Raw genomic sequence first — 17,100 nt, 5'->3', positions numbered from 1 at the left:
TTTACTGTTTTGGATGACGATGACTGTCAAATTTTCAAAAATTTCGCACAAAGCTGACACCTTCGCTGCCGCTATCAAGGACGCTGCCGCAAGCCTTGGTATCGCGCTTAATGATGACAAGACTTTGCAGATTTTGCGCTATTTGGACGGACTGTTGCTGTGGGGCAAGGCGTATAATTTGACTGCGATCACTGATCCTGATGATGCGCTGATTAAGCATATTTTTGACTGTATGGCGATTATTCCTGATTTGCCGTTTGCTGAGCGTGCAGGCGTCAAGCTGCTTGACATCGGCACAGGCGCAGGCTTGCCATCGGTGATTATCGCCATCATTCGTGATGATTGGCAAGTGGATGCGCTGGATAGTAACTCTAAGAAAATCCGCTTTATTCGTCAGATCGCCAGTGAAATCGGACTTAAAAATATCACGCCGATCGCAAGCCGTATCGAGCATCACCACGCGGATAAGTCACAAGCTTATGATGTGATCACATCGCGAGCTTTTGCAAGTCTTAGTGACTTTGTAAACCTTGCTGAGCCTTGTCTTACCGATAATGGTATGCTGTATGCGATGAAAGGCAAAGTGCCAAGCGATGATGAAAAGCAAAGCTTGGATGTATGGCAAATTAGCGTAAAAACCATTCAAGTGCCAAAGCTTAATGATGATCGCTGCGTGGTGTATTTGAACCGCTAATTTTGTAAAATTTGTTATTTAATTTATAAGTATTATTTTAGGTTTATTATGGATATTATCGCAATTGCCAACCAAAAAGGCGGCGTTGGCAAAACCACGACCACGGTTAATTTGGCGTCTGCTCTGGCACTGATTGCCAAGAAAAAAGTGCTGATGATTGATTTGGATTCGCAAGGCAATGCCACCACCAGTGTTGGCTTGGACAAAAATGCCTTGGAATACACCATGGCGGATGTGCTACTAGATGGCGTGGCGTTGGCAGATGCGATCATCACGACCGAAACAGGGCTTGATGTCATTGGTGCAAACCGTGATTTGGCGGGCATCGATGTGTCATTGGCAGGGGTGAGTGATGCGCCGTTTTTGTTAAAGCAAGCCTTAGAACAAGCACAAAAAAACGGCAAGCTTGATTATGATTTTATCATCATGGACTGCGCGCCAAGCCTAAGTATGATTACGGTCAATGCCTTTGCGGCAACCGACGGTGTAATCATTCCAATGCAGTGTGAGTATTATGCGCTAGAAGGTGTGGCGGATCTCATCGCAACCATCGAGAAGTTAAAATCTATCAATGACAAGCTGCACATTCGCGGCGTGGTGCGCACTTTGTTTGATAACCGCAATACCTTGGCGCAAGATGTCTCGGCTGAGCTTATCAAGCACTTTGGCGATTTGGTATATCAAACCAGCATTCCGCGCAATATTCGCCTTGCTGAAGCGCCAAGTTTTGGGCAGTCGATTTTTGGCTATGAAAAATCATCCAAAGGCGCGATCGCTTATCATATGCTGATGAATGAAGTGCTGACACAGACGGCAGCTCGATAGGATAGAGCATGTCAAAAAAACGCGGATTGGGGTCAAATCGGGGCTTGGATAGCCTGCTTGCCAATATTCAAGCGGGGCGACAGCTCAATGAAGTGGTGAAAGATGTGCACCACGCCACGCCAGCGCTTGCCAAAAAATCAAGCGAAAAAGGGCTTGACACACTCATTCCAAAAGCGCAAACTGCCCCAGTTGAACCAGTTGAACCAGTTGAACCAGTTGAACCAGTTGAACCAGTTGAACCAGTTGAACCAGTTGAACCAGTTGAACCAGTTGAACCAGTTGAACCAGTTGAACCAGTTGAACCAGTTGAACCAGTTGAACCAGTTGAACCAGTTGAACCAGTTGAACCAGTTGAACCAGTTGAACCAGTTGAACCAGTTGAACCAGTTGAACCAGTTGAACCAGTTGAACCAGTTGAACCAGTTGAACCAGTTGAACCAGTTGAACCAGTTGAACCAGTTGAACCAGTTGAACCAGTTGAACCAGTTGAACCAGTTGAACCAGTTGAACCGCCGATGATTTCACTGTCGGCGTATGAGCAGCGCGAGATTAAGCGGTTTTGGCAATTTGGCTTAATGGATGCCGAATAGGGCGATCGGCTAGTTTAATAGATTTTGTAAAGATTTTAAAAAGTAGGCTTAGATATCATGACAAAAAAGCGTGGATTGGGCAGTAGCCGTGGATTGGACGCACTTCTTGGTAGTATCAATGCGGAGAAAAAAATCATCGCAGGCACACACACGCCAAGCCATGAGCCTGCACCTGTCAGCACGCCATCTGAGCCTGTCAAGTCAGCCCAAAAGGCAAGCAAGGATAAAGCCAAAAAGACAACCAAATCCGCCATCGATAATCAAGCGGATAAAGTCGTCGCCCAAGATGGCGAAAAAGTCGCTTTGGTACAAATCGCCACCAACCGCCTGCAATCAGGCAAATATCAACCACGCCGCGATATGAACGAAGATGCACTGAATGAATTGGCATCATCCATCAAGCAGCATGGCGTGATGCAGCCGATCGTTATCCGTCCGCTATTGAGTGATGAAGATAAGACAAGCGACACGGTTACGCATGAGATCATCGCAGGTGAGCGTCGTTGGCGCGCAGCGAAATTGGCAGGACTTGAGAGCATTCCCGCCATTGAGCGTGTCTTGTCTGATGAGATTGCTATTGCGCTGGCGTTGATTGAGAATATTCAGCGTGAAGATCTCAATGTTCTTGAGCAAGCGGCGGCATTGCAGCGATTCCACACCGAATTTGGCATGAGTCATGCGATGATTGCATCGGTGGTGGGTAAGGCACGCACGACGGTATCGAACCTGCTGCGCCTAAATCATCTGCATGATGAAGTCAAACAATACATTCTAGATGGTGCGATGGATATGGGTCATGCCCGTGCATTGTTATCACTATCAGATGCGCAGCAGCCCATCATTGCCAAAAAAATCGTCGATGGTAGCATGACCGTGCGTGATGCTGAGCGATTGGTCAAATCGATTCTAGATCCAGAGCCAAAAGTCGCCACACAGCCAGATCATGAAATCCTTGCCCTAAGTCAACAAATCTCTGATGCGCTGGGAGCAACTGTCAAACTCAAGCAAGGCAAAGACGGCAAGGGCAGTGTGGAAATTTTCTTTTATAGCCATGATGAACTCAATGAGCTGATTGCTAAATTAAGTCAGTGACTTGGTTTATAAAAAGTAGTTTATAAAAAGTAGGGTGCGTTATATGCACCAAGGCGATAAAAGTATTTGATTTTAAAGAAATAATTTTCACGAACTTTTTGGTAAAATCGATGCATCTTGTACTTTAACAGTGCGCTCGGTGTATCCTACGGTAAACTCTATAAAAGACAATTGCAAAACCCGTTAAATCATCAAATTAACCACCCAACCCAAAAAGCGATTTATCATGAAAAAAGCCGAACTGACACTGACAACAGCATGGCAAAATAAATCGCCATATCTAAGTCTATTAAGTCCTTTATCTGCCCTGTATGGCGCGGTGAGTTCTGCGCGTAAGTCCTTGTATCATAAGAAAATTTTCGATGTGTATCGCGCACCAGTGCCAGTTTTGGTGATTGGTAATATCACTGTCGGTGGCAGTGGCAAAACACCGCTGATCATCACCATGCTTGAATATCTGCTTGCTAAAGGCGTGCAAGTGGGCGTCATCAGCCGCGGCTATGGTGGCGATAGTAGCCAAATGCCGCGCATGGTAATGCCTGATAGTACGCCTGATCAGGTTGGTGATGAGCCTTGCCTAATTGTCCAAAGTATTTTTGCCAAGACGGGTGATGTCGTTCCTATGGTGGTGGGTGCAAATCGTAAAGCTGCCATCGAATTATTGCTAAGTACCCACCTGAATGTCAGCCTAATCATCAGCGATGATGGCTTACAGCATTATGCACTGCATCGCGATGTCGAGTGGATCGTCGTCGATGCTGCGCGTGGCTTTGGTAATGGCAAGCTGTTGCCACAAGGCTTTTTGCGCGAGCCGATCAGTCGCCTTGATGGTGCGACCATTGTCTATCATGATGCGCGCTTAGCAAGTTTTACAGGTGAATTTTCAACCGCGCATTATAGCCTAGATGAGAAATTTACCAGTCCAGCTTGCTACAGTGCAGATGATTTGACCATGTATCTGCACCCATCTGAGCTTGTGCCATTATTGCCTAATTCTACAAAAAAATCACCGCAAGCAAGCGATCGTATTTATGCCATCAGTGGTATCGGCTATCCTAAGCGGTTTTTTGATACGCTTGGTGAATTGGGCTTTGATGTCGTACCGGTGGCGTTTGGCGATCATCATCAGTTTGTTTTGGCTGATGTGGTTGATTTTGCTGATTTGCCGATTATTATTACAGCAAAAGACGCGGTGAAATTACGTATCCTTGCCAAAGAACAAATGCATCCGATTTTTGAGAATATCTGGGTGCTGCCTGTATCGGCACAATTATCGCAAGCGGCATATCAGCAGATGGATGCATTGATTGAGCGATTTGAATTAATCAACCAATAATAATTTAGCTAAAATCGTGCGGTATTCACATCAATGTACCAAAAGCATTTATCCGAAATTGGGTAAATTTAATATATTCTATCTCTTAATGGTGTGCGTAATGCACCCTGTGGTTATCTTTATAAGGATTATCCCATGCCAAAAATTCATCTAGTTATCCCTGCTCGTTATAAATCCACGCGCCTACCTGCCAAGCCGCTACTGCCGATTCATGGCAAGCCGATGATTCTATGGACGGCGGCGAAAGCAATGCAGGCAAGCTTTGCTGATACTGTCTGCGTGGCAACCGATGATGAGCGCATTTATGCCACTTGCCAAGATGCAGGTGTGAATGTGGTGATGACCGATGGTGCGCACCCATCTGGCACGGATCGCTTGGCGCAGGTGGCGACGGATTTGAGCTTTGGTGATGATGATATTGTTATCAATATGCAGGGTGATGAGCCGCTTGTGCCGCCTGTGCTGCTTGAGCAGGTGATGCAGCTGTTGATTGATAATCCTGATTGTGCGATGGCGACCTTGTGTGAGCCAATCACTGATAGCGATGAATTTGCGCGCCCATCGGTGGTGAAAGTGGTGATGGATAATGCGCATCGTGCGCTGTATTTTAGCCGTGCGCCGATTCCGCATGATCGTGATGGTGTGATGACAGGCAGCACCAAGCCTGTCAATGCTTATCGTCATCTGGGTCTGTATGCGTATCGTGTGCGTGTACTTAAGGCATTCACAGGCTGGGAGCAGGGCGTGCTTGAGAAGCTAGAAAGCCTTGAGCAGCTGCGCGTATTAGAAAATGGCGAGCGCATTGCCATCGATGTCGCCAAAGTCGCTTTGCCTGCTGGTGTGGATACGCCAGAAGATCTTGAGCGATTGAACGCCATGCCGATCGAAGCATTGATGGCATTTGACTGATGGGACTGTAATGAGTACGGATTTGTACTTTGCGCCGCTGCTAACTTGGCAGCATAAGGCATGGCAGCAGCTGATAGGGCAGTTTGTGAGTCATCATCTGCCACATGGATTGCTGGCGGCAGGCATGGCAGGTATCGGCAAGCGCGCATTTGTATGGCGATTGACCGCCTATCTATTGTGCCAAAACCGCAATGAGCAGGGTGCGTGTGGTGCATGTGACAGCTGTCACTGGCTGATGGCGGGTACGCATCCTGATCTGATGGTCTTGCCTGCTGCCAGTAAGCTTGGTACGGATGGTGGCGATGATACGATCAAAATCGATGACATTCGCGAACTGCAGGTATATAGCCAGTCAAAAGGTCATGGCGCAAAGGTCATTGTACTTGATCATGCTGACACACTGACGATCGCAGCTGCTAATGCGCTACTCAAGACGCTTGAAGAGCCGCGCTATGGTGTGTTTTTGATATTAATCAGTGATTATCCATCGCGACTGCTGCCAACGATCAAAAGCCGCGTGCAGCTGTTGCCATTGACGCAGATTGACACAGCGGCAGCGAATGCTTATCTAGACGAGCAGGGCGTTGCCAATGCGCAAATGCTACTTGATATTGCCGAAGGTGCGCCCTTGATGGCGCAGATGCTGGCTGATGAAGCGTGGTTCGCTGAGCGGATGAATTGGCTGAAGACCTTGATCGCACTACAAAGTGGTATGCGCACCCCATCGCAGGCGAGTAGTTTTTGGCAGGAGAAATTGCCCTTGGCGCAGTTTATCCACTTGTCGCGGATGATGGTGCTTGAGCTGTGGCGATACGCTTCAGGCTTGCCATGTTTACATACCGATTTGGATTTGCACGCATTATTCCAAGGCGGTGCGATAAATACGGCTGTATTAGACCGTTTATCACAGACTTTGGATGATGTACAATCCGCCATCAGCCAAAATATCCAAGAAAAAATTGCCTACGATCGGCTGATGGTGGCGATGGTTGGGGTGAGTTCTTATTTTGTATCTGCTGAAGATTTGTAAATAGATGGTTTTAAAGCTTATTAATCATATAAAAAATCAAGCCCAAACAAAACACTTGGGCTTGATTTTTTTTATATGCCGTCAATGACAATTACCAACGAATCGGCGTGATGTGCGGATTGCCTGATTTTAGGTGTTCATATGTGCCTTTGACAAAGATGTCTTCGGTGACATTATGAATGTTGGTATGACCACAGAATGCCATAGTGATGTCGCACTCTTTGTAGATGATTTCAAGTGCACGGCGGACACCGTCTTCACCATACGCACCTAGACCATACAGGAATGAGCGACCAATCATTGTGCCTTTTGCACCTAGGGCGATGGCTTTTAGGACATCTTGACCTGAGCGAATACCAGAATCTAGCCATACTTCACAGTTTGAGTTCTCAGCGTGTGCTGCTTGTACACAGTCAGACAGTGCAGCGATCGATGATGGTGCGCCATCCAGCTGACGGCCACCGTGGTTTGAGATGACCATTGCATCAGCACCTGAGCGAGCTGCTAGGATAGCATCTTCAGGCTCCATGATGCCTTTGATAATCAGCGGGCCGCCCCACAGTTCTTTGATGCGAGCGACATCATCCCAGTTGAGACTTGGGTCGAACTGCTCAGCTGTCCATGATGATAGGCTTGATAGGTCAGTAACACCCTTAGCATGACCTGCGATATTGCGGAAGGTATGACGCTTGGTGCCAAGCATATTAAAGCACCATTCAGGCTTGGTCATTAGATTTAGGATATTTTTTAGAGTTGGCTTAGGTGGCGCTGATAGACCGTTTTTGATGTCTTTATGACGCTGACCCAAAACTTGCAAATCTGCGGTCAAAATAAGTGCCGAGCAATTGGCAGCTTTGGCGCGCTTGATCAAGTTTTCCATAAATTCTTTGTCGCGCATGACATACAGCTGGAACCAAAACGGCTTAGAAGTATTCTCCGCGACATCTTCGATTGAGCAGATAGACATCGTCGATAGCGAGAATGGAATGCCAAACTTCTCAGCAGCACGCGCCGCATGGATTTCACCATCTGCCCACATCATGCCTGTAAAGCCAGTCGGTGCGATGGCCACAGGCATAGACACATCCTGGCCGATCATCTTCGTGGCTAGGCTGCGACCTTCCATGTCCACCAGTACGCGCTGACGCAGCTTGATGCGGTCAAAGTCGGTTTCGTTGTTGCGATAGGTGGTCTGCGTCCATGAGCCTGAGTCCACATAGTCATAGAACATACGCGGTACTTTGCGCTCAGCAATACGGCGCAGGTCTTCGATTTCGGTGATTTTGCTTAAATCTGCCATAATAATTCTCTAACTTAAATCAGATGGGCGGGATGATTTTATTGTGATAAGTAACTGGTTCAATTGATTATCAGAATAAAACGCATTCGCAAGCTGCGTATTTTACCTGCTTTTTGTGATTATCGCCAATGATTTATAAATCATTTCGTATAAGAATTGAAAACATGGATCAATCATAAAGGTAAAAAGATGAAAATTTAAAAGTGCAAAAGTGGGCTTGAAAATCCAAACCCACTTGTTTGCAACAAGGCTTATGATTTCTCGCCAGTTTTGCTCATGACGATCAAGAACAGAATTGGCCAAGCCACCGCACCAATCCACCACATTGGGCTAAAGATCAGCGCCATACCGATCAGACCTGCTTGTACGACATAATAAGTCATAGAAATCAAAGTTTTACGGATGACATAACCTTCACGGTTCACTAGACCGACGACCGCACAGGCAGCGACGACATTGTGTACTGAGATCATGTTGCCTGCAGCGCCGCCGACCGCTTGTAGAGCGACGACTTTACCTGCAGCGACTACATCCAGACCGATTTGGGTTGCTGTACCCCATTGGAAGTGGGCGAACATCATGTTCGATACAGTGTTTGAGCCTGCGATGAATGCGCCCAATGCACCGATCCACGGTGATACAAGTGGCCACATACCTTCAAAAGCACCAGCGGCTGCCGTTGCCAATACTTTTGGCATTGCAAGCATCTGTACTGCTGCATCAGGCGCTGAACCTGAATTGATGAATACTTGCACCATCGGTACAGAGAACAGTAGTGCAGGCGCTGCAGCAAGCATGGTCTTAGCTGATGCTGACCAGCTGCGTTTTACCATATCGCCTTTCATGCCGAACAAGAAGATACAGATGATCGACACCAATAGCAGTACACTACCTGGAGAGTAAAGTAGCTGAGTCTTGTTGGTGATGGTCGTACCTAGGATATTGCTATAAGCAATGGTGACTGCATCTGAGTTCAAGAATGCTTTTAGTGGCTTGACAGTACGAGTCACGATCAAGATCGCGATGATGATCAAGTAAGGCGCAAATGCACGCAGTACACTGAAATTCGGTGTATTTTTGTCATCAGTATTAGTTACAGCAAGCTCACTGACCCACTCTTTATCCCATGATTCACGAGGACCGAAGTCAAACGTTTCTTTTGGTGTCAGGAAGCCACGCTTAGCAGCAGGAATTACCAATGCCATACCAACGATTGAACCAACGATTGACGGTAGCTCAGGGCCGATGAATTTAGCGGTCAATGCATAAGGCACAGTGAAGGCAAGACCTGCAAAGATAGCAAATGGTGCTGCTTTTAGACCTTCGGTGAATGAACGCTTTTGGCCAAAAAAGCGAGTCAAGAAACCGCATAGAATTAGCGGAATCAAGAAACCAACCAAGCCATGAATCAGACCGACATTGCCCGAAATATCAAAGATATACGCTGGCAGATCCTTATTGATACCTGCCAATGCACTCATCACATCTTCTTTGTTCTCAAGACCTGAATTGACACCGATCAGAAGTGGCGTACCGACCGCGCCATAAGATACCGGCGTCGATTGGATAATCAATACCGCCATCACACACGCCATCGCAGGGAAGCCTAGTGCCAGCAGTAGTGGCGCTGCGACCGCTGATGGCGTACCCCAGCCGGTAGAACCTTCGATCAGACAGCCGAACAGCCAAGCGACGATGATCATCTGTACGCGGCGGTCAGGTGAGATGTCCATAAAGCCGCGGCGAATAGCAGTGATCGCACCGCTTTCTTTTAGTGTGTTTAGGATCAAAATCGCAGAGAATACGATGAATAGGACATTGACCGCGGTCAAGACACCGTGAATGGTTGCAGCAGCGACTTGATTACCGCTGGTATGCCACACAAAATACGACAATGCCGCCGTCGCAAGATACGCCAAGCTCATGGCATATTTTGCAGGCAGACGCATGACGACCAGTAGCACGAATACGATAATGATTGGCAACATCGCCAAAAATGTATACATACTCACTCCTTGTACTCGTCACAAGACGAAAAATAATTCAAGATTTATCAGTGGCTTTTCTGCCAAGCAAATAGCGACAGGGCGCATTGATAAAGTCGATAAAAATTGCAAAATAAAAAATCATCACGGCATCGACATTCACAGGCAATCTGTACAACAAATCGACTGTGAAAACCCAATCAACCGTGATGATAGTACACTGATATAAAAATCGTCGGCAATTTTACCGATTTACCCACCAAAAAGGAATAGTTTTCAATGCTGCCAAATTTGTATAGCTGATATTTTTTATATAAATAATCGGTATTTTTTTTATGCAAAATCACCATCCAAGCCATATAAATCAAGACTTAGGCATTTTTCTATGAAATAAAAACTTGTATAATCAAATTTGTTTCTTTTTGTAAACGAGCCAGTATTTTTGCAACATTATGTAAATTTAGCATACTTTAGCGCAGCAATTGGCGATAATTATTGATAATTTATAACAGTTGTTTTGATATCAAATTTCATTTTATTCCAAATAGTTTGTTATAATATTTCCAAAAGTTATGGCGAGATTTGACAAATATTTGGTGAAATTTTGATCAGTTTAGCCAATAAAAAAGCACCGATGTGAAGTTTATCGATGCTTTTTAATTAATTAAAATTATCAGTAAGATTAGATTATTTAATCAAAATACGCTGCACATCCATCACAGAAAATGGGTAGCATAATAGCTGATTTGGCGTGATCAAAATCGGCAGGTATTTGCCAAGGCTGTCAAGCAAGGTAATATCTTGGGTGTTCATAATCTCAAGGCGGATCAAGGCTGGCGATGGCGTGACGGTTTTTAGCACAAAGCCAAGCCAAGTTTGTGCATCTTGGCACAGATGACAGCCATCCGTGCCGATCAGATACCAAGTGTCATCGCGGATATCATCGACTTGTAGGCAGGTCAGTAGCTCTTGGCGAAAGTGTGTAAAATCATCGGCGGATAATCCTGCGACTGCATGGCGGTTATTTTTTAGATTTGATAAATGAATTTTATTATTTAATGAAATCATCGTTATTCTTCTGTAGTTATTCTTCCACAAAAGTGGAAAAAGTTGTGATTTTTGTGGTTAAAAAATCGCTATTATCAGCACAAATCATGTACAATAATCCGATCAATTTAGGGGTATTGTAGCGTGTTTCGATCAATTTTTAAATGGCTTTTGGCGCCGCTGCTTGGCTTATTCTTGGGATTTCATATCATGGTAGCAGGGTTGCTTGCAGTCGGTAGTGTCGCGCCAGTGACCAATTCGGCATTTATGATGTGGCATCGCATCGGTGGCGGTAGCGTGACACAGTCGTGGGTGGATTATGACAATATCGCCAAAAGCGTCAAGCAGGCAGCGATCGTCAGCGAAGATGCGAAATTTGCCACGCACAATGGCTTTGATTTTGAGAGCATTCAAGCGGCGATGAAATCCAATCAAAGTGACGGTGAGATCTCAGCGGGTGGCTCGACCATCAGTCAGCAGCTTGCCAAAAATCTGTTTTTGACATCGCACCGCTCATACATCCGTAAGGGCGAAGAAGCGATCATCACGGTGATGATGGAAGCGCTGTGGAGCAAGCAGCGGATTTTGGAAGTGTATCTGAATGTCGCGGAATTTGGCGAAGGTATCTACGGCATCGAAGCAGCGGCGTGGCATTATTTTAAAAAACCTGCCAGTAAACTCAATCGCGATCAAGCGGCGCTACTGATCAGTCTTTTACCCAACCCAAAATATTATGGCAAACGACTGGGCGCAAAACGCCTAAAGAATAAACAGCGTATCATCATGCGGCGGATGAATGGTGCGATTTTACCCAATGCATCTTAAGAGTATTTGTCATCAAACTGTCATAAGGTGATGATATTATTAGCAAATTTATATCAGTGATGATCATTGAACTGCCTGTATAAATCCAGTAAACTATCTAAAGGGATGCATTTTTTTGATGCAGATTATCAATAGCTGATTTATGAAACATCGCACAATTTTACGATTATCGCCACTAGCGATGGCGATCGCTCAAGCCAAAATTTTCATTCAGGACATTAGGGATAAAGCTATGCACACCACTTCACACGCCGAGCCGATGGATGCGCTGATGGACGCAACCGACACGACCACACAGACCGCGTCTGTATCTGATTTGACCACGCTTTCTGCGGTGGTTGATCAAGATGGACAATTCACCCCTGAATGCTATTTCAATCGCGATTTATCGGCGCTGCGCTTTCAGCTGCGTGTACTGGCACAAGCGGTCAATCCGCATCATCCACTGCTTGAGCGGATGTTCTTTTTGACGATTTTTTCATCGAATTTGGATGAGTTTTTTGAGATTCGCGTCGCAGGATTATTACAAAAATTCAAGCAAGGCGATAAAGTCAGCAGCCTAGATGGCCGTAAGCCAAGCGAGCTGCTCGAAGAGATCAGCGACATTGCGCACGCAGCGGTCGATGAGCAGTATCGTATTTTGAACGAAGATATTTTGCCTGAGCTTGCCAAATATGAGATTCGTTATCTTAAGCGCGATGAGCTTGATGATGAACAGCGTGCGTGGGTGCGTGAGTATTTCTTAAGCCAAGTAATGCCTGTTCTGACGCCGATCAGTATCGATCCTGCGCATCCATTTCCACGCCTTGTCAATAAATCCTTGTGCTTTATCGTCAGCCTAGAAGGTAAAGATGCCTTTGGTCGCGATATTAACCGCGCCATCGTTCCTGCGCCGCGTTCATTGCCGCGCGTGATCCGTCTGCCTGATGAGCTGACTGATGGTAAAGAGCATCATGTCATGCTCTCGGCAGTGATTCATGAAAATGTCGGAGAGCTGTTCCTTGGTATGAAAGTCACAGGATGCTATCAGTTCCGCTTGACGCGAAATGCTGATCTTGCACTGGCAGATGATGTTGATGATATTGCTAAGGCATTAGAAGGTGAGCTTGATAATCGCCGCTTCGGTCATGAAGTGCGCCTAGAAGTCACCACCAACTGCCCACAAGAGATCAGCGACTTTTTGTTAGAAGAGTTCGAGCTGTCAGATTCGCAGTTGTATCGTGTCAATGGGCCGGTGAATTTGACGCGACTTTTGACGGATTTTAGTCGTCCAGAATTAAAATTCGCGCCATTTACCCCAGCGATTCCAAAGGCGTTTCGTGAGATTGATATGAATGAAACAGGCTCGATGTTCACCGCCATTGCCAAGCAAGATGTATTGGTGCATCATCCGTTTCATGCCTTTAGTCCTGTGGTGAATCTGCTGTGGCAAGCGGCAAAAGATCCGAATGTACTTGCCATCAAGCAGACCATCTATCGCTCTGGAGTGAACTCTGAGATTGTTCAAGCACTGGCAGCAGCGGCGCGTAATGGTAAAGAAGTCACCGCGGTGATTGAGCTGCGTGCGCGATTTGATGAAGCCAGTAACATCGCGGTTGCCAATATGCTACAAGAAGCAGGCGCGGTCGTCGTCTATGGTATCGTCGGCTACAAGACACACGCTAAGATGATGCTGATCGTCCGCCGCGAAAATGGCAAAATTCGCCGCTATGCACACCTTGGCACGGGCAACTACCACGCAGGCAATGCCAAAGCTTATACCGACTATGGACTATTCACCGCCAATTCTGAAGTCTGTGAAGATGTTGCAGGCGTGTTTCAGCAGCTGACAGGCATGGGCAGACCATTGCCATCTAAGCAGATTTTGCACGCGCCATTTACCTTGCATGAGACTTTGATGAAGCTTATCGATGATGAGATCGCTCATGCCAAGGTGGGCAAAAAAGGCCGCGTGATCATGAAATTCAACGCCTTGACCGAACGCCGCATTATTAATAAGCTGTATGAAGCCAGTCAAGCAGGTGTGGAGATTGACTTGATCGTCCGCTCGATCTGCTGCTTGCGTCCGCAGGTGGCGGGCTTATCTGAGAATATCCGCGTGCGCTCGGTGGTGGGGCGGTTCTTGGAGCATACGCGCGTGTATTATTTTGGCAATGATGTCGAAAATGGCGGCAAAGAACGCTTGTACTGCTCAAGTGCCGATTTGATGGATCGCAATCTGTTGCACCGCGTGGAAGTAGCATTCCCAATTCTTGATAAGAAATTATTTAAGCTGATCTATCAAGATGGTTTGATCAATTATCTGCAAGATACCGTGCAGGCGTGGCAGCTGACCGGCACGGGCGAGTGGCATTCACTGGCGGTAATGAATGGGCATGATGCGCAGATGACCTTGCTTGAGAAGATCACAGGATGAATGGTGTGACTGGTGCTTGCCCATGTGGCTCAGGGCGTGCGTTTGCTGATTGCTGTCAGGTGTATCATCTTGGCAAAGTGGCTGAGAGCGCCGAAGTGCTCATGCGTTCACGCTACAGTGCTTTTGTGGTGGGGAATATTGATTATATCATCGCTACCACATTGCCCGCTCAAGCTCCGCTGCTTGATCGCAATGCCTTACAAGCTTGGGCAGATGAGATGACTTGGACGGATTTGACCATCAAAAGCCATCAGTCAAAGATTGGCAGACGCCACGCGCAAGTGCATTTTATTGCCAAATTTATCCATGATGGGCAGGCAGGCGAGCATGATGAATTATCCGCCTTTGTCCGTGTGGCAGATGATGCGGGCGTGGCGCGTTGGTATTTTCTTGATCCGACCGTGCCGTGCGATCTGACCAATAAGCAGCCGTGTCTGTGCGGCAGTGGCGAGAAGTTCAAGGCTTGCTGCGGGAAGTTTTTATAACTGGATAAGCTTATGACTTGGGCATTTTGCCAAAGTATGGTTTATAAATTTAAAATAATACAGCGTTGTGCTGCTTGTACTATCTTTGATCTTTTGTTTTTATACAACCATGCTGAAACATCACAAATTCTAGAGAAAATATTGTAAAATACGCACAACTTTTCACTTGTGCGTATTTTTTATGAAATTCATCATCAAACTATTTCCCGAAATCATCATGAAAAGCGAAACCGTCCGCAAGCGGTTCGTGAAAGTCCTTACCAGTAATATTAAAGAAATTCTACACAGAATTGATGAGACTGTGGTCGTGGTGCGTCATTGGGATTTCATCGAAGTGCGCAGCAATGATGAGTCCAAACGCCATGCGTTAAAAGACGCGTTGGCGCGGATTTCTGGCATTCATCATTATCTGGAAGTTGATGAGACGCCTTATACGGATTTGCACGATATTTTTCTACAGACCTTAGCGGAATATCAAGATAAGCTGATTGATAAGACTTTTTGTGTGCGTGTCAAACGCCGCGGCACGCAGGATTTTGACTCGATGCAGGTGATGCAATATGTCGGCGGTGGGCTAAATCAGCACATAGAATCAGCCAAAGTCAAGCTCAAAGACCCCGATGTCGTCGTGCGTATCGAGATTGAAAATGACAAAATGATGCTGGTAAAAGCGCGACATGAAGGCTTGGGTGGCTATCCGATGAGCACCCAAGAAGATGTGCTATCCTTGATTTCTGGGGGCTTTGACTCGAGTGTCTCAAGTTTTGCTTTCATGCGTCGCGGTAGCCGTGTGCATTATTGTTTTTTTAATCTTGGTGGTCAGGCGCATGAGATCGGCGTCAAGCAAATGGCGTATCATCTGTGGTCACGCTATTCATCATCGCACAAGGTGAAATTTGTCACGGTGGATTTTGAGACGGTGGTGGCTGAGATTTTGCGCAGTATTGATGATGGGCAAATGGGTGTGGTCCTAAAGCGCATGATGGTGCGTGCCGCAAGCCAAATCGCTGAGCGTATGGGTATTGAAGCCATCGTCACAGGCGAAGCATTGGGACAGGTGGCAAGCCAAACTTTGACCAATCTTCATATGATTGATAAGGCAGCGACACGCTTGGTATTGCGCCCGTTGATTACTCATGATAAAGAGCAGATTGTTAAGATTACCGAACAAATAGGCACTTTCGAGATCGCCAAATCCATGCCTGAATTCTGTGGTGTGATTTCAAAATCGCCAACGGTCAAGGCAGTGGAATCAAAAATCATCGCCACCGAAAGTGAGTTTGATTTTGGCGTGTTAGATACCGCTATTGAGACTGCCAAGGTGGTGGACATCAGAAGCCTTGCGGTGAGTGATGAGATTAAGCTGCCTGATGTGGTCGAGATGGCAGTAGCAGGTGAAGTGGTGATTGATATCCGCAGCAGTGATGAGATTGATGAGTTGCCGCTTGTGCTTGATGAAGCTTGCCAAGTGCTTGAGCTACCGTTTTATAAACTTCGCAGCCAGTTTGGTGCATTAGATCAGAGTAAAACTTATCTGTTGTACTGCCAGCAAGGGGTGATGAGCCGCCTACAGGCAGGGCAGCTGATGGCAGATGGTTTTGATAATGTCAAAGTGCTGAAGATTAAAAAGTAGGGCAGCGATTAAAGCTTGTGAAAATAGCATATCAAGCAAATCTATAAACAAAAAATCAGCACCCAACCCAAATTTGGATGCTGATTTTTTTTGTAAGATTTTAAACAAATCAATGATTTAAAATCTTACTCAAGAACGACTGCGCGCGGTCTGATTTGGCGTTTTGGAAAAACTCATCTTTGCTGCAGTTTTCTACGATATGCCCTTGATCCATAAAGATGATGCGGCTTGCCACTTGACGCGCAAAGCCCATCTCGTGCGTCACGCACATCATCGTCATGCCTTCGCGTGCCAAATCCACCATGACTTCTAGTACTTCTTGGATCATCTCAGGGTCAAGTGCAGAAGTCGGCTCGTCGAACAGCATGGCGATCGGATCCATCGACAGGGCGCGCGCGATGGCGACACGCTGCTGCTGACCACCTGACATCTCAGCAGGGAATTTTTTGGCGTGTGCAGCCAAGCCTACGCGGTCAAGGTAGCCCATGCCTTTTTTGGTGGCTTCATCTTTGCCGCGACCCAGTACTTTCATCTGTGCGATGGTCAGATTGTCAATGATCGATAGATGCGGAAACAGCTCAAAATGCTGAAACACCATGCCGACACGACTGCGAAGCCTAGGCAGGTCGGTGTTCTTGTCGCCGACGCTGATGCCATCGACGAGAATTTGACCGCCTTGGAATGGCTCAAGTCCGTTGATGGTCTTAATCAGCGTTGATTTGCCCGAGCCTGATGGACCGCAGACGACAGTCACATCGCCTTTATGCACATGGGCGGTGCAGTCGGTTAGAACCTGAAAATCGCCATAGCGCTTAGTGACATTGCTAAGCTTAATCATGATCTCATCAGAATTATGCCCATTGTCCGTGACCAAGCCGCCAAATTCGTTGATATAAGTGCTTGCGTCAATTTGTGTTTGGATTGCCATAAGTA

The 17,100-nt window shown here is 46.5% G+C and carries 15 protein-coding genes; 11 read left to right on the top strand and 4 right to left on the bottom strand.

Going from position 1 to position 17,100, the window contains the following annotated elements; genetic code table 11:
• Nucleotides 1-19: 19 nt before the first annotated feature.
• From rsmG to NKU06_RS01095, 7 genes are all read left to right on the top strand, one after another.
• Nucleotides 20-694 carry a 16S rRNA (guanine(527)-N(7))-methyltransferase RsmG gene (gene rsmG / locus NKU06_RS01125; protein ID WP_254731717.1) on the top strand — a complete coding sequence of 225 codons (675 nt, stop codon included), beginning with the start codon at nt 20-22 and terminating at the stop codon, nt 692-694.
• Between the two features lie 48 nt (nt 695-742).
• The gene (locus tag NKU06_RS01120) at nt 743-1,519 is read left to right on the top strand and encodes a ParA family protein (protein WP_254731715.1); all 777 of its coding nucleotides are present in this window, start codon (nt 743-745) and stop codon (nt 1,517-1,519) included.
• An 8-nt stretch (nt 1,520-1,527) separates the two neighbouring features.
• Nucleotides 1,528-2,109 (top strand): DUF4573 domain-containing protein, encoded by a 582-nt coding sequence (locus NKU06_RS01115; RefSeq protein WP_254731713.1) that lies wholly within the window; start codon nt 1,528-1,530, stop codon nt 2,107-2,109.
• Nucleotides 2,110-2,166: 57 nt separating this feature from the next.
• Entirely contained in the window at nt 2,167-3,201 is a 1,035-nt protein-coding gene (locus tag NKU06_RS01110) for a ParB/RepB/Spo0J family partition protein (protein ID WP_254731711.1), read from the top strand.
• Between the two features lie 226 nt (nt 3,202-3,427).
• Nucleotides 3,428-4,537, top strand: coding sequence for a tetraacyldisaccharide 4'-kinase (gene lpxK / locus NKU06_RS01105; protein WP_254731709.1), 1,110 nt, complete (start codon nt 3,428-3,430; stop codon nt 4,535-4,537).
• A gap of 135 nt (nt 4,538-4,672) precedes the next feature.
• Nucleotides 4,673-5,446, top strand: coding sequence for a 3-deoxy-manno-octulosonate cytidylyltransferase (gene kdsB, locus NKU06_RS01100; RefSeq protein WP_254731707.1), 774 nt, complete (start codon nt 4,673-4,675; stop codon nt 5,444-5,446).
• A 10-nt stretch (nt 5,447-5,456) separates the two neighbouring features.
• On the top strand, nt 5,457-6,476 hold the full coding sequence (locus NKU06_RS01095; RefSeq protein ID WP_254731705.1) for a DNA polymerase III subunit delta': 1,020 nt from the start codon (nt 5,457-5,459) through the stop codon (nt 6,474-6,476).
• Nucleotides 6,477-6,567: 91 nt separating this feature from the next.
• On the opposite strand, the gene NKU06_RS01090 is transcribed toward NKU06_RS01095, so the two are convergent.
• The 3 genes from NKU06_RS01090 to NKU06_RS01080 all read right to left on the bottom strand — a co-directional run bounded on the left by NKU06_RS01090 (nt 6,568) and on the right by NKU06_RS01080 (nt 10,829).
• Nucleotides 6,568-7,776: an alpha-hydroxy acid oxidase gene (locus NKU06_RS01090; protein ID WP_254731703.1), complete on the bottom strand. Its 1,209-nt coding sequence runs from the start codon at nt 7,774-7,776 to the stop codon at nt 6,568-6,570.
• Between the two features lie 251 nt (nt 7,777-8,027).
• The gene (locus NKU06_RS01085; RefSeq protein WP_254731701.1) at nt 8,028-9,782 is read right to left on the bottom strand and encodes an L-lactate permease; all 1,755 of its coding nucleotides are present in this window, start codon (nt 9,780-9,782) and stop codon (nt 8,028-8,030) included.
• A gap of 666 nt (nt 9,783-10,448) precedes the next feature.
• On the bottom strand, nt 10,449-10,829 hold the full coding sequence (locus NKU06_RS01080; RefSeq protein ID WP_254731699.1) for a hypothetical protein: 381 nt from the start codon (nt 10,827-10,829) through the stop codon (nt 10,449-10,451).
• Nucleotides 10,830-10,952: 123 nt separating this feature from the next.
• Here NKU06_RS01080 and mtgA point away from each other — a divergent pair, with 123 nt between their 5' ends.
• The 4 genes from mtgA (at nt 10,953) to thiI (ending at nt 16,167) form a co-directional block, all read left to right on the top strand.
• A complete protein-coding gene (gene mtgA, locus NKU06_RS01075; protein ID WP_254731697.1) occupies nt 10,953-11,633 on the top strand; it encodes a monofunctional biosynthetic peptidoglycan transglycosylase in 681 nt (226 codons plus the stop codon).
• A 232-nt stretch (nt 11,634-11,865) separates the two neighbouring features.
• Nucleotides 11,866-14,049 carry a polyphosphate kinase 1 gene (gene ppk1 / locus NKU06_RS01070; RefSeq protein ID WP_371928029.1) on the top strand — a complete coding sequence of 728 codons (2,184 nt, stop codon included), beginning with the start codon at nt 11,866-11,868 and terminating at the stop codon, nt 14,047-14,049.
• The gene (locus tag NKU06_RS01065; RefSeq protein ID WP_254731693.1) at nt 14,046-14,534 is read left to right on the top strand and encodes a YchJ family protein; all 489 of its coding nucleotides are present in this window, start codon (nt 14,046-14,048) and stop codon (nt 14,532-14,534) included. The genes ppk1 and NKU06_RS01065 overlap by 4 nt, the downstream gene beginning before the upstream one ends.
• 181 nt (nt 14,535-14,715) lie before the next feature.
• Nucleotides 14,716-16,167 carry a tRNA uracil 4-sulfurtransferase ThiI gene (gene thiI / locus NKU06_RS01060; protein WP_254731691.1) on the top strand — a complete coding sequence of 484 codons (1,452 nt, stop codon included), beginning with the start codon at nt 14,716-14,718 and terminating at the stop codon, nt 16,165-16,167.
• Between the two features lie 109 nt (nt 16,168-16,276).
• On the opposite strand, the gene NKU06_RS01055 is transcribed toward thiI, so the two are convergent.
• A complete protein-coding gene (locus NKU06_RS01055) occupies nt 16,277-17,005 on the bottom strand; it encodes an amino acid ABC transporter ATP-binding protein (RefSeq protein ID WP_253224597.1) in 729 nt (242 codons plus the stop codon).
• Between the last annotated feature and the right edge of the window lie 95 nt (nt 17,006-17,100).

It is taken from the genome of Moraxella sp. FZLJ2109 (assembly GCF_024296965.1).
Taxonomy (GTDB): domain Bacteria; phylum Pseudomonadota; class Gammaproteobacteria; order Pseudomonadales; family Moraxellaceae; genus Moraxella.
This window is presented reverse-complemented; position numbering and strand designations above follow the sequence as displayed.